This window comes from Georgenia satyanarayanai, from assembly GCF_900116375.1.
GTDB lineage: Bacteria > Actinomycetota > Actinomycetes > Actinomycetales > Actinomycetaceae > Oceanitalea > Oceanitalea nanhaiensis.
In genome coordinates, this window is record NZ_UETB01000003.1 from 229,786 (window position 1) to 241,877 (window position 12,092).

The following is a 12,092-nucleotide window of genomic DNA, read 5'->3' on the forward strand; positions in this document are numbered from 1 at the left end:
GGGAGGGGGGGGTGATGCCTAGAGCTTGGTGACCGGGGCGTAGCGCAGGAGGAGCCGCTTGACCTGGCCGCCGCCGAAGTCGATCTGCGCGACCGCGCTGGAGCCGGAGCCCTCGAGGCCGACGACGGTGCCCAGGCCGTAGGAGTCGTGGGTGACCTTGTCGCCGATGTCGAAACCGGGGATGTCGCCCGCCGGGCGCGGGGCCGCCGAGCCGAAGCTCGGGGTCTCCGGCTCGCTGCGGCGGGTACGCACCGGGCCGCTGCGCGCGCCGCTGCCCCCCGCCGGGCGTCCACCGCCGTACCCGAAGCCGCCGGAGCCCCAGCCACCACCGCGCAGGGCGTCGGTGGAGGACTCGGCGCGCCGCCAGTCGAGGAGCTCCTCGGGGATGTCGGAGATGAAGCGGCTCGGCGGCAGCTGCTGCGGCATGCCCCAGGCCGTGCGCACGGCCGCACGCGAGAGGTAGAGGCGCTTGCGCGCCCGGGTGAGCGCCACGTAGGCCAGCCGCCGCTCCTCGGCGAGCTCGTCCTCGTCGGTGAGCGAGCGCTGGTGCGGGAAGGTGCCGTCCTCCATGCCCGTGACGAAGACGACCGGGAACTCCAGGCCCTTGGCGGTGTGGACGGTCATGAGGGTGACCTGGCCCTGGTTGGCGGCGTCGTCGTCGGGGATCTGGTCGGAGTCGGCGACGAGCGCGACGCGCTCGAGGAAGTCCCCGAGGTCCCCCTCGGGATCGGTCTGGGAGAACTCGGCGGCCACGGCGTGGAGCTCGGCGAGGTTCTCCACCCGGGTGGCGTCCTGCGGGTCCTCACTCGCCCGGAGCTCGGCGAGGTAGCCCGAGCGGTCCAGGGCGGCATCGAGGATCTCGGCGGGGCCGGCGCCCGCGGCGAGCATGTCGCGCAGGCCGGTCATCAGCTCGTGGAAGCCGCGCACCTGGGTGCGCCCACGGGTGGCGAGGCCCAGGACCTCGGGCGCTGCACCGTCGGGGGCCGCGGCGTGCTCGATCGCGCCGCCGAAGGAGATGCGCTCGCGCTCGGCGTGGGCGGCGAGCATCGCCTCGGCCCGCTCCCCCAGCCCGCGCTTGGGGACGTTGAGGATGCGGCGGAGGTTGACGGCGTCGTCGGGGTTGGCCACGGCGCGGAGGTAGGCGAGGGCGTCCTTGATCTCCTTGCGCTCGTAGAAGCGCGTGCCACCGACCACCTTGTAGGGGATGCCGACGCGGACGAGCACCTCCTCCAGCGCCCGGGACTGGGCGTTGGTCCGGTAGAAGACGGCGACGTCGCCGGGCCGCACACCGTCGGAGTCGCCGAGGCGGTCGATCTCCTCGGCGATGAACCGGGCCTCCTGGTGCTCGGAGTCCGCGACGTAGCCGACCACCTCGGGGCCGGCACCGCTGTCGGTCCACAGGTTCTTCGCGCGGCGGTTCGGGTTGCGCGAGATGACGGCGTTGGCGGCCGTGAGAATGTTCTGCGTGGAGCGGTAGTTCTGCTCGAGGAGGATGGTCGTCGCGTCGGGGTAGTCGGCCTCGAACTCGAGGATGTTGCGGATCGTGGCGCCGCGGAAGGCGTAGATCGACTGGTCGGCGTCACCGACGACGGTGAGCTCGGCGGGCGGCAGACCGGTGGAGTCGTCGGCGACGCCGGCGAGCTCGCGGATGAGGACGTACTGGGCGTGGTTGGTGTCCTGGTACTCGTCGACGAGGACGTGGCGGAACCGGCGGCGGTAGTGCTCGGCCACGTGCGGGAAGGCCTGGAGCAGGTTGACCGTCTGCATGATGAGGTCGTCGAAGTCGAGGGCGTGCGCCTGGCGCAGCCGCGCGTCGTACTGGCGGTAGGCCTGGGCCAGCGCAGTGTCGAAGGCGTTGCCCTCGCTCACCTCGGCGGCGAAGGAGTCCGGGTCGACGAGCTCGTTCTTGAGGTCGGAGACCTTGCGGGAGAAGGTCTTCGGCGGGAACTTCTTGGGGTCGAGGTCGAGCTGGCGCATGACCAGGGCCATGAGGCGCTGGGAGTCCGCGGCGTCGTAGATGGAGAAGCTCGAGCGCAGCCCGAGCGTGGCGTGCTCGCGGCGCAGGATCCGCACGCACGCGGAGTGGAAGGTGGAGACCCACATGTGCCGGGCGACCGGACCGACGAGGTCGCTCACGCGCTCGCGCATCTCCGCGGCGGCCTTGTTGGTGAAGGTGATGGCCAGCACCTCCCCCGCCCGGGCGCGCCCGGTGGCGAGCAGGCCGGCGATGCGGTGGGTGAGGACGCGGGTCTTGCCGGAGCCTGCGCCCGCGACGATGAGCAGCGGCCCGCCCTGGTGGACCACGGCGGCACGCTGCTGCGGGTTGAGCCCCTCGAGCAGGTCCGCCTGGCGCGGTGCGGCGGGGGCGGCGGAGGGCGCGTCGTCCTCGCGCGGGGGGACGGCGGCGGCCAGGGGCGGCAGGTTCCCGCCCATGAGGCCGGGCAGGTTGTCGAAGAGGGAGGTCATGGCCCTTCCAGGGTAGGTCCTGCCACCGACACCGCCGCCGTCAGGTCTGCCACATGCCGATGAGGAGGGCCCCGGTCGCGATGAGCGCACCGCTCAGCTCGATGAGGATCGCCAGGCCGACGGCCCGCATCGCCCGGGTGGTGGAGCGCCACGCCTCGCCCTGGTCGCGCAGGCGGCTGCTCTCGGCGGCGTAGACGCCGGCGACGAAGCCGATCGGCAGGCCGATCACCGGGATGACGAAGAAGCCCACGACACCGAGGGCGGCCCCGATCACCAGGGTGCGGGTCGGCACGCCGCCCTTGCCGAGGTAGCGCCCCGCGATGACGTACTTGCCGACCTCCGCCCCGAGGACGGCGACGACGGCGACCGTCCCCACCGTCCACCCGACGGTGCCGCCGGTGACGACGGCCCACACGACGGCGGCCACCCCGACGAGGAAGCCGCCGCCCGGGACGACCTGCACGACGGCACCGACGAGCCCGATGATGACGGCGATGAGGACGATCGCCTCGCCGAGGACGCCCATCAGCGGGTCAGCGCCACAACGCCGCGATGGCGATGTTGAGGGTGGTGAGCGCGGCGATGGAGCCGATGAGCGCGCGGCTCGGGTCCTTCTTCCGGCTCGCCACGACGACGAGGGCGGTGATGACGACGGCGACGACGAGCTTGATGCCGATCTTCATGTAGTTGAGGTCCGGCAGGCCGTCCCCCATCTCGGCGACGCCGGTCATGAGGACGCCGGTGACGAGCGCGGTGAGCACACCGTGCAGCACGCCCGGCGCGAGGCGCGGCGTGCGCAGGTTGGTCACGGTGCCACCGAGCACGATGGCCCAGCCGACGAAGTGGAGGAAGAGGAGGAGGTAGTACACGACGGTCATGCCGCCAGCCTAGGCGAGCGCCGTCGTCGTCCCGTCATGCGCGCGCCGTCGTCGCCCTGACCAGCCGGGCGCTCGCGTACCGGTTCTCACCGGCCTTGAACCGCGCGTGCGTGCTGCTCCCCTCGACCGCCGCGAAGCGCTCGAAGGGCCGGTGGAAGGGCCGTGGGATCCACGCGTCGAGGAGGGCCCGACGGCGGTCGTCGTCCAGCTCGAGCGCCGCGCAGACGTTCGCCGTGATGTCGCGCATCTCCACCACCTCCAGCGGGCCCTCGCGCAGCGTGCCCCGCAGCTCCGACATCTCCTCCTGCCCCCGCAGGTCGGCGAGCAGGAGGCTGCCTCCCGGGCGCAGCACCCGGTGGACCTCGCGGAGGAACGCCTCGACCGAGGGGTAGCAGTGCGAGGACTCGACGTTGACGACGACGTCGAAGGACTCGTCCGGGAACGGCAGGTCCAGCGCGTCGCCCCGGACGAAGGAGAGCCCCGGGGCGTGCCGGTGGCGCCGGCACAGTGCGATGGCGCTGCGGGAGAGGTCGACGCCGGTCACCGTCGCCGGCCCCCGGTAGCGGGCGAGGTAGGAGCTGCCGCCACCTCGTCCGCAGCCGACCTCCAGGACGTCGGTGCCGCGCAGCTCCACGGCCCCGACCACGTGGTCGTAGAGCTGGATGCACATGCGGTCCGGCTCGTCGGCGGGCTCGAGGACCGGGGCCTCCTCGTCGGGGTCGAGAGGGGCGTAGCCGTAGTTCATGAAGGTCCACTCCGGGCGCCGCACCCGCGCCCCGAGCACCTCGTACAGGGCCCGCCACCCGAGCTGCCGCATGCTCATGCCTGCAGGCTAGAGCGCCCCACCCCGGCGCGGCCTCAGATGAGACGGCGGACGGCCGCCCACCTCGTCAGCTCGTGGCGCGAGGAGAGCTGGAGCTTGCGCAGCACCGCCGAGACGTGGGTCTCCACGGTCTTGACCGAGATAAACAGCTCGCTCGCCACCTCCTTGTAGGAGTACCCGCGCGCGATGAGGCGCATGACCTCCTGCTCGCGCGCGGAGAGCCGGTCGAGCTCGTCGTCGGTCGTGGCGATGTCCTTGGCGGCGGTGCCGAAGGCGTCGAGGACGAAACCGGCGAGCCGCGGGGAGAAGACGGCGTCCCCGCCGGCCACCCGGCGCACGGCGTCGGCGAGCTCGGTGGGGGTGATCGCCTTGGTGACGTAGCCGCGAGCGCCGGCGCGGATGACGCCCACGACGTCCTCGCTGGAGTCCGACACGGACAGCGCGAGGAAGCGGGCCGACAGGTCACGGCAGCCGGTGATGACGTCGATGCCGCCCCCGCCGCGGCCACCGGGCAGGTGGACGTCGAGGAGGACGACGTCGGGCAGCGTCTCGTGGACGACGGCGACGGCGGACTCGACGTCCGCGGCCTCCCCGACGATCCGCAGGTCCGGCGCGTGCGCCTCGAGCTCGCTGCGCACCCCGCTGCGCACGAGGGCGTGGTCGTCGACGACGACGACCCGCAGCCGACCGTCCCCTGGTGTCTCGCTCATGTCACTCCCCTGTCCCCGGCTCGGGCATCCGCAGCACGATCTCCGTGCCCTCCAGGCCGCTGCCCGGTCCCGTACGGATCGTCGCACTGCCGCCGTGCCGTTCCAAGCGCCCGACGATGGAGTCGCGCACCCCGTGCCGGTCCGCCGGCACCGCAGCGGGGTCGAAGCCCGGTCCGCGGTCACGCACGAAGACCTCCGTCGCGCCCTCGCCCACCTCCACGTACAGGGACACCGGCGGCGCGCCGTGGACGACGGCGTTGCGCAGCGCCTCCCGGGTGGCGGCCAGCAGCGGCTCGGTCGTCGCGTGCGGGACCCGGTCACCGGCGGTGACGACGTCGACGGCCACCCCGTGCTGGTCCTCCACCTCGGCGGCGACCTCCCGCAGCGCGGCCGCCACGGAGGTGCCGGCGGCGGGCCGGTCGGAGTAGAGCCACTGCCGCAGCTCGCGCTCCTGGGCGCGGGCGAGCCGGGCGACCTGGTCGGGGTCCTCGGCGCGCGCGCGGATGAGGGAGAGCGTCTGGAGCACGGAGTCGTGCAGGTGCGCGGCGATGTCGGCCCGCTCGGACTCCCGGGCGCGGGCGGTGCGCTCGGCGCTGAGGTCGCGGACCAGACGCAGCCACACCGGCGCGAGGACCACGGCCACGCCGACGAGGATGGCGGTGCTCGCGAGGATCCCGGAGAGGAGCTCGTCGGCCCCCAGCCCGCGCCCCAGCAGGAGCACGATGCCGACGACGGCGAGGAGCAGCCCGCCGCCCACGCGGGCCACGCGGTGCCACCGGGGCGCGGGTGCGGCGTCGTGCCCGGACAGCGACGCGTCGAGCTGGGTCCACACCAGGGCGGCGCCGCCCACGACGACGAGGAGCGGCACCAGCCACTCGTTGGGCAGCGGGACGTCCGCGCGCCACAGGAGCACCGCGCCGGCGGCGAGGAGCAGGAGCAGGCCGACGACGACGTCGGTCGCCGGCACCACGCGGCTCATGCGCCGCAGCCGCGGCGCCAGGCGCACCGAGGCGGCAGGGCGGGCGGCCTCGGCGGCGTCCTCGGGGTCACCGCCGGGCACGAGCACCCACAGCCAGCCGTACAGGACGATGCCGGCCCCGAAGGCGAGCACCGACAGCAGCATGGCCAGGCGCACCCGCGCCAGGGGCACACCGAGGTGGGCGGCGAGGCCGGCGCACACGCCGCCGATCCGTCGCTCGGCCGCCGGCCGGCGCAGCGGCAGCCGCTCGGGAAGGGAGGTGGTCACGGGCCGATCGTCACACGCCGGGGGCCTCCACCGGGAGTCCCCCGGCGGAGGACCAGGGTCGCCCCGGGGCCCTCACGGCATCGACCGGGGTGCGGATCAGGGGGGTCCCCGATACCGGGCGCGGCCGGCCCGCGCTTTGCTGGTCCTATGAACGGCCAGAGTGCACCGCACACCTCTCCCCCACCCCCGCCGGCACCGTCCACCGGCTTCTTCGACTCCGTCCGCCGCGTCGGCATCTGGCGCGGCGCCGACCGGTGGGCCGGTGGCGTGGCCGCCGGCATCGGCCGCCGCTACGGCCTCGACCCGCTGCTCGTGCGCGGGCTCCTCGTCGTCGTCACGCTCTTCGGCGGCCTCGGACTCGTCCTGTACGGCCTGGCCTGGGCGCTGCTCCCCGAGGAGGCCGACGGCCGCATCCATCTCGAGGAGGCGCTGCGCGGGCGGATCGACATCGCCCTCGCCGGTGCCGCCGCCGTCCTCGTCATCGGTCTCAGCCGGCCGGTCTTCTGGTGGGGCGCCGCCTGGTGGTCCGTCCCGTGGGTCCTCATCGTGGCCGGGGTCATCGTGCTCGTCATCATGAGCAAGGACCGCGACACGACGACGGCGCCGCCCCCGCCCGGTAGCCCACCCCCCGTCGCGGCCGGCACGCCGGCCACCCCGCCCCCTCCCGCCGCACCCCGGCCCGCCTACGACGTCCCGGAGGACGCCATGCCCGCAAACCCCGCCCCGGCCACCGGGGAGACCTCCCCGTCCACGGAGGTGATCGAGGCGCCCACGCTGCCCATGTCCACCTCCCCGGGGACGACCACCGAGGGGGTTCCCGGACCCACCGAGCCCACTGCCCCCGCAGGGCCCGGCGCGACCGCGCCGGGAGAGGGCGGCTGGCAGGGCAGCGGCGCCTGGCACGGCGGCTCGGGCGCCGGCGGTCCGGACGACTGGGACGGCACCGGGTGGAGCGGAGGACAGACACCCCCGGCACAGCCGCCAGCTCCTCCGCAGCCGCCCGTTCCTCCGCGCCCGCCCGTCCCCGGACCCGGGTCCCGGACGACGAGCCTCGTCCTGGCCATCTGCCTCCTCGGCGCTGCCGGCGTCGCCCTCGCCCACCAGCAGGGCGTGCTCGACGCCAACCCGTGGCTCATCGGGGGCGGCGGCGTACTCACCGTCCTCGGCGCCGCCGTCCTCGTCAGCGGCGTGCGGGGTCGCAGCCAGGGCGGCATCGGCGTCCTCGCCCTGCTCGTCGCGCTCGTCATGGTCCCGGCCGCGGCGGCAGCGGCCACGCTGCCCGGCTTCGCCCGCTTCGGGGCGGACGCGACGACGTGGGCCGGGGACCCCACCTGGGCGCCGCGGACGGCCGAGGAGGCCGAGGGCGGGTACTCGCTCGTCGCCGGTCAGCTCGAGGTCGACCTCCGCGCCCTCGAGGAGGACGCCGTCGTCCCGGTCGACGTCACCTTCGGCAACCTCACGCTCATCGTGCCGGACGACGCCGACATCACCGTCAACGCCGAGGTCGCGGCCGGGGAGGTCGTCGGGCCGCTCGACGACGACTGGTCGGGGCCCGGCGCACCGTGGTGGGGGTCCACCAGGACCGACGACTCCATCACGAACGGCACCGGCATCAGCACGACCCTGGTCCAGGAAGGCAGCGGCCGCGGCCCGCAGATCGTCGTCGACGCCGGTGTCACCTTCGGCCAGCTCTACATCGAGGAGACGTCATGACCGACACCGACCACACCACCGCGTCACCTGTCCGCAGCGGGCCCCGCGTGGGGACCGTCGTGTGGGGGATCATCCTCCTCCTGCTCGGCCTGGGCGTCCTCGGGGTGGGGGCCGGCCTCACGGTCGACCTGCAGGCCGCACTCATCGCGCTGCTCGCCCTCGCGGGCGTGGGCCTGCTCGTCAAGGCCCTCCTCACCCGCTCCGACTGACCCGTTCCGCCCCCACCCCCACACCCCCACCCCCATACCCCCCACCCCCCGCCGAGAGCTGAGCTCTTCCAGCCCGCACGGAGCAGGTCAGCGCTCGGCAGGACCGGTGGAGCGGGGGCGGACATGCCGAGAGCCGGGCTCCTCGTGGAGGAGTCCGGCTCTCGGCGTGTGGTGGAGCTAGGCGACGGGCTGGCGGACCGGCTCACGGGCCGGCTCGACGGCCACGGTGGCCTTGGAGAGCTGGTTCATGCCCAGACCGATGACGATGAGCAGGGCGCCGAGGCCGATGACGAGGGCGGCGACACCGTAGGAGACGACCGAGGTGAAGAGCGAGGCGCGGAGGAAGGACGCGTTCATCACGGAGTCGCGCTGGGCCTGGAGCTCGGTGTGCTCCGGGCTGCCCGCCTCGACCTCACGCATCGCGGCGCCGAGCTCGGCGTAGGTGCGGCCCTCGGTGCCGGCCAGCGCGTGGGTGTTGATGATGTCGGCCTGCGCGTAGGCGGAGAAGGGACCCTGGACCTCGGCGCCGGCGAGGAACGCGGCGTCCTCCGGGACGGTGATGTTCTCGGCCTTGAGCTGGCTCGTCACCATGCCCCAGGTGACGCCGCCTGCGACGATGAAGACGATTCCGGCGACGATCGCGAGGATGCTGGCGATGCGGGCGATGCCGGTGCCGCGGGTGGTGCTCATGGTGTGGTCCTTTCAGAGTGGCTCTTTGCCGTGAGGCCCGTTCTGGGCTTCTGAGGACAATCCTGGCATTCCGGAATGTCCGCTTTCCGGGCCCATGGTCCCAGGGCCGGGCGCCGGCGCCCAGGCGCTGGGGTGACCCGCGTCACGGCGGGCGGCGGATCAGTCGCGACCGGAGAGCGCGCGTGCGTACAGCTCGTCGCAGGCGCTGAGGACGTCGGCCCAGTCGAAGGGCGGGGGCGTGGCGTGCGCGTGCTCGCGCAGGCGCCGCAGGAGCGCGCCGTCCTCGGCCAGCCGGACGACGGCGTGGGTGAGGGCCGCGTCGGCGGCGGCGTCGTCCAGCCCGTCGGACCGGTCGGCCGTGAGGAGCCCGTCGACGCCGTCGGAGACGTACTCGCCGGGCCCCGTGCCGCGGCCCGCGACGACCGGCAGCCCGGCCGCGCGCGCCTCCAGCCCGGCGATGCCGAAGGCCTCGAGACGCGCCGGGGCGACGAAGACGTCCTCCGCGGCGTAGCGGGTGCGGAGCTCCTCGCGGGGCAGGCCGCCGGTGAGGGTGACGACGTCGTGGAGACCGAGCCGCTCGACGAGCGCGCGCACGCGGCGCTCCTCGGGCCCCGCTCCGATGAGGGTGAGGTGCACGCGGGGCGCACCACCGGTACCGGGCCCGAGGCGGCGGTGAGCGGCGGCGACGACCTCGACGAGCGGCGCGGGGCGCTTGCGCGGCGCGAGCCGCTGGGTGGCGACGAGCCGCAGCGTGCCGTCGCTCGCACGTGGCGGCTCCTGGGGCAGCCAGTCGTCGAGGGTGAGGCCGTTCGGCAGGACGGAGACGTCCTCGCGACCCAGCATCCGCGCCACGCGCTCCCCCGCGGCGCTCGACACCGCCGAGACCGCCGCCCGCGAGCGCAGCGTCCCGCTGCGCCGGGCGAGCGCACCGAAGCCGGCGACCACGCCGTCGAGCATGCAGTGCCAGGTGATGGCGAGCGGCACGCCGGTGAGGTGCGCGGCGGTCACGCCGTCGAGGGCGAAGGGCGAGACGACCCCGGCGTGGACGTGGACGACGTCGGGACGCAGCCGCTCGACCGCGTCCCGCAGCAGCCACGTGCCGCGCGGGTTGACGGGCAGCCCGAGGGCGAGGGCGGAGGCCATCCGGTGCACGCGCACCCCGGAGTCCAGCACCCGCGTGGCGCGTAGTGCCCCGTCCGCGCCGGCCGTCGCCGTCGCGACGTGGACGGCATGGCCGGCACGCGCCTGGGCGACGGCGAGGTCGTGGACCTGCGTCTCGATGCCTCCGGTGCGTGGCGGGAAGCAGTCCGAGACGTGGAGGACCCTCACTCCCACTCGATGGTGCCCGGCGGCTTGCTCGTGACGTCGAGGACCACCCGGTTGACCTCGGGGACCTCGTTGGTGATACGGCTGGAGATGCGGGCCAGGACCTCGTAGGGCAGGCGTGACCAGTCGGCGGTCATCGCGTCCTCCGAGCTCACCGGGCGCAGCACGATCGGGTGGCCGTAGGTACGGCCGTCCCCCTGGACGCCCACGGAGCGGACGTCGGCGAGGAGGACCACCGGGCACTGCCAGATGTCGCGGTCCAGGCCGGCGGCGGTGAGCTCCTCGCGGGCGATCGCGTCCGCGGCGCGCAGCACGGCGAGCCGATCGGCGTCGACGGCACCGACGATGCGGATACCCAGGCCGGGGCCGGGGAAGGGCTGACGCCACACGATCCCCTCCGGCACACCGAGCTCGAGCCCGACGGCGCGGACCTCGTCCTTGAACAGGGTGCGCAACGGCTCGACGAGCTCGAACTGCAGGTCCTCGGGCAGGCCGCCGACGTTGTGGTGGGACTTGATGTTCGCGGCGCCCTCACCGCCGCCGGACTCGACGACGTCGGGGTAGAGGGTGCCCTGGACGAGGAAGCGGACCTCCTCGTCCTGGCCGGCCTCCTCGACGATCTCGCGGGCGGCCGCCTCGAAGGTGCGGATGAACTCGCGGCCGATGATCTTGCGCTTGGCCTCGGGGTCGGTGACCCCGGCGAGCGCGGAGAGGAACTGCTCGGTCGCGTCGACGACCTTGAGGTTGACGCCGGTGGCGGCGACGAAGTCCTGCTCCACCTGCTCGGCCTCGCCGGCACGCAGCAGGCCGTGGTCGACGAAGACGCAGGTGAGCTGGTCCCCGACGGCCTTCTGGACGAGCGCCGCGGCGACGGAGGAGTCGACCCCGCCGGAGAGGCCGCAGATGACGCGGGCGTCACCGACCTGGGCGCGGATCGCGGCGACCTGCTCGGCGATGACGTTGCCGGCGGTCCACGTGGGCTGGAGGCCCGCGCCGTCGTAGAGGAAGCGCTCGAGGGCGGCCTGCCCGAAGTCGGAGTGCTTGACCTCGGGGTGCCACTGCACCCCGAAGAGGCGCCGTCCGCGGTCCTCGAAGGCCGCGACGGGGGCGCCCGGGGAGGTCGCGAGGACCTCGAAGCCCTCCGGCGCCTCCTGGACGGCGTCGCCGTGGCTCATCCACACCTGCTGACGCTCGGGCGTGCCCTCGAGGAGGGACCCGCTGCCGCGCAGCTCGACGACGGTCGCGCCGTACTCGCGGTCACCGGTACGCGCGACGGTGCCGCCGAGCGCCGAGGCCATCGCCTGGAAGCCGTAGCAGATGCCGAGGACCGGGACACCGGCGGTGAAGAGCGCGGGGTCCACGCCCGGGGCGTCCTCGGCGTAGACCGAGGACGGACCGCCGGAGAGGATGATCGCGGCGGGGTCCTTCTCCAGGACCCGCTCGACGGCCATGGTGTGGGGGACGATCTCGGAGTACACCCCGGCCTCGCGCACCCGGCGCGCGATGAGCTGGGCGTACTGGGCGCCGAAGTCGACGACGAGGACGGGCTGCGGCGTGGCCGCGCGCTCGGCGGTGGTCGGGGCGTCGGTCGGGGCGTCGCTCATGCTCACCTCGCCAGGGTAGCCGTGGGGCGGGCGACGACGTCGGGCAGGTCCGTCTCGAACCAGCCCTGCGCGCGGTGCTCCATGACGAAGGACAGGACGGGGACCACACCGGCGACGACGAGGGCCGCCATCCGGCCCAGGCCCCAGCGCATCGCCGACCACAGGTTGAGCACGCTGACGAGGTAGACGACGTAGATCCAGCCGTGCGCGAAGGGGATCCACCCGATCCACGACTCGACCTCCGGCCCCACCCCCACGAGGTAGACCAGGACCATCTCCACGCACAGGAGCAGCAGCATCACACCTGTGACAAATGCCATGGCCCGGTAGAACCTCCAGGCGCCGCGTGCCTTGCGCTCGCGCTCCGCCCGCAGGGCCGCACCCGGTACGGTCCCCGATGCGGCCGTGGTCTCCTCGCTCATGCGTC

Annotated in this window: 12 protein-coding genes; 2 read left to right on the plus strand and 10 right to left on the minus strand. The window is 74.1% G+C overall.

Annotation, left to right across the window (positions count from 1 at the left end):
- Positions 1 to 18: 18 nt before the first annotated feature.
- The 6 genes from pcrA to DSZ44_RS06845 are packed head-to-tail and all read right to left on the minus strand — an operon-like array spanning position 19 to position 6,123.
- The gene (pcrA, locus tag DSZ44_RS06820; RefSeq protein WP_110851854.1) at positions 19 to 2,466 is read right to left on the minus strand and encodes a DNA helicase PcrA; all 2,448 of its coding nucleotides are present in this window, start codon (positions 2,464 to 2,466) and stop codon (positions 19 to 21) included.
- A gap of 40 nt (positions 2,467 to 2,506) precedes the next feature.
- The gene (locus DSZ44_RS06825) at positions 2,507 to 2,992 is read right to left on the minus strand and encodes a DUF456 domain-containing protein (RefSeq protein ID WP_110851855.1); all 486 of its coding nucleotides are present in this window, start codon (positions 2,990 to 2,992) and stop codon (positions 2,507 to 2,509) included.
- A gap of 7 nt (positions 2,993 to 2,999) precedes the next feature.
- Entirely contained in the window at positions 3,000 to 3,344 is a 345-nt protein-coding gene (locus tag DSZ44_RS06830) for a hypothetical protein (RefSeq protein WP_110851856.1), read from the minus strand.
- Positions 3,345 to 3,378: 34 nt separating this feature from the next.
- Positions 3,379 to 4,167, minus strand: coding sequence for a class I SAM-dependent methyltransferase (locus DSZ44_RS06835; protein ID WP_110851857.1), 789 nt, complete (start codon positions 4,165 to 4,167; stop codon positions 3,379 to 3,381).
- Between the two features lie 35 nt (positions 4,168 to 4,202).
- A complete protein-coding gene (locus tag DSZ44_RS06840; RefSeq protein WP_110851858.1) occupies positions 4,203 to 4,877 on the minus strand; it encodes a LuxR C-terminal-related transcriptional regulator in 675 nt (224 codons plus the stop codon).
- 1 nt (position 4,878) lies between these two features.
- Positions 4,879 to 6,123 carry an ATP-binding protein gene (locus tag DSZ44_RS06845; RefSeq protein ID WP_110851859.1) on the minus strand — a complete coding sequence of 415 codons (1,245 nt, stop codon included), beginning with the start codon at positions 6,121 to 6,123 and terminating at the stop codon, positions 4,879 to 4,881.
- A gap of 147 nt (positions 6,124 to 6,270) precedes the next feature.
- Here DSZ44_RS06845 and DSZ44_RS06850 point away from each other — a divergent pair, with 147 nt between their 5' ends.
- Positions 6,271 to 7,836 (plus strand): PspC domain-containing protein, encoded by a 1,566-nt coding sequence (locus tag DSZ44_RS06850; protein ID WP_110851860.1) that lies wholly within the window; start codon positions 6,271 to 6,273, stop codon positions 7,834 to 7,836.
- Positions 7,833 to 8,045, plus strand: coding sequence for a hypothetical protein (locus DSZ44_RS06855; protein WP_110851861.1), 213 nt, complete (start codon positions 7,833 to 7,835; stop codon positions 8,043 to 8,045). Before DSZ44_RS06850 ends, DSZ44_RS06855 begins: the two co-directional genes overlap by 4 nt.
- A 177-nt stretch (positions 8,046 to 8,222) precedes the next feature.
- Here DSZ44_RS06855 and DSZ44_RS06860 read toward each other — a convergent pair whose 3' ends face one another.
- The 4 genes from DSZ44_RS06860 to DSZ44_RS06875 all read right to left on the minus strand — a co-directional run bounded on the left by DSZ44_RS06860 (position 8,223) and on the right by DSZ44_RS06875 (position 12,087).
- Entirely contained in the window at positions 8,223 to 8,735 is a 513-nt protein-coding gene (locus DSZ44_RS06860) for an aromatic ring-opening dioxygenase LigA (protein WP_110851862.1), read from the minus strand.
- Between the two features lie 159 nt (positions 8,736 to 8,894).
- Positions 8,895 to 10,064 carry a glycosyltransferase family 4 protein gene (locus tag DSZ44_RS06865; protein ID WP_110851863.1) on the minus strand — a complete coding sequence of 390 codons (1,170 nt, stop codon included), beginning with the start codon at positions 10,062 to 10,064 and terminating at the stop codon, positions 8,895 to 8,897.
- The gene (guaA, locus tag DSZ44_RS06870) at positions 10,061 to 11,665 is read right to left on the minus strand and encodes a glutamine-hydrolyzing GMP synthase (protein ID WP_110851864.1); all 1,605 of its coding nucleotides are present in this window, start codon (positions 11,663 to 11,665) and stop codon (positions 10,061 to 10,063) included. Before guaA ends, DSZ44_RS06865 begins: the two co-directional genes overlap by 4 nt.
- Positions 11,666 to 11,667: 2 nt before the next feature.
- Positions 11,668 to 12,087: a DUF3817 domain-containing protein gene (locus DSZ44_RS06875; RefSeq protein WP_110851865.1), complete on the minus strand. Its 420-nt coding sequence runs from the start codon at positions 12,085 to 12,087 to the stop codon at positions 11,668 to 11,670.
- Positions 12,088 to 12,092 lie beyond the last annotated feature (5 nt).

Excerpts from the sequence above, each read along its gene's own strand:
- DSZ44_RS06830 (WP_110851856.1), bottom strand. The coding sequence starts at position 3,344 with ATGACCGTCGTGTACTACCTCCTCCTCTTCCTCCACTTCGTCGGCTGG.
- DSZ44_RS06860 (WP_110851862.1), bottom strand. The coding sequence starts at position 8,735 with ATGAGCACCACCCGCGGCACCGGCATCGCCCGCATCGCCAGCATCCTC.
- DSZ44_RS06855 (WP_110851861.1), top strand. The coding sequence starts at position 7,833 with ATGACCGACACCGACCACACCACCGCGTCACCTGTCCGCAGCGGGCCC.
- DSZ44_RS06850 (WP_110851860.1), top strand. The coding sequence starts at position 6,271 with ATGAACGGCCAGAGTGCACCGCACACCTCTCCCCCACCCCCGCCGGCA.
- DSZ44_RS06875 (WP_110851865.1), bottom strand. The coding sequence starts at position 12,087 with ATGAGCGAGGAGACCACGGCCGCATCGGGGACCGTACCGGGTGCGGCC.
- DSZ44_RS06840 (WP_110851858.1), bottom strand. The coding sequence starts at position 4,877 with ATGAGCGAGACACCAGGGGACGGTCGGCTGCGGGTCGTCGTCGTCGAC.
- DSZ44_RS06835 (WP_110851857.1), bottom strand. The coding sequence starts at position 4,167 with ATGAGCATGCGGCAGCTCGGGTGGCGGGCCCTGTACGAGGTGCTCGGG.
- guaA (WP_110851864.1), bottom strand. The coding sequence starts at position 11,665 with ATGAGCGACGCCCCGACCGACGCCCCGACCACCGCCGAGCGCGCGGCC.
- DSZ44_RS06825 (WP_110851855.1), bottom strand. The coding sequence starts at position 2,992 with ATGGGCGTCCTCGGCGAGGCGATCGTCCTCATCGCCGTCATCATCGGG.
- pcrA (WP_110851854.1), bottom strand. The coding sequence starts at position 2,466 with ATGACCTCCCTCTTCGACAACCTGCCCGGCCTCATGGGCGGGAACCTG.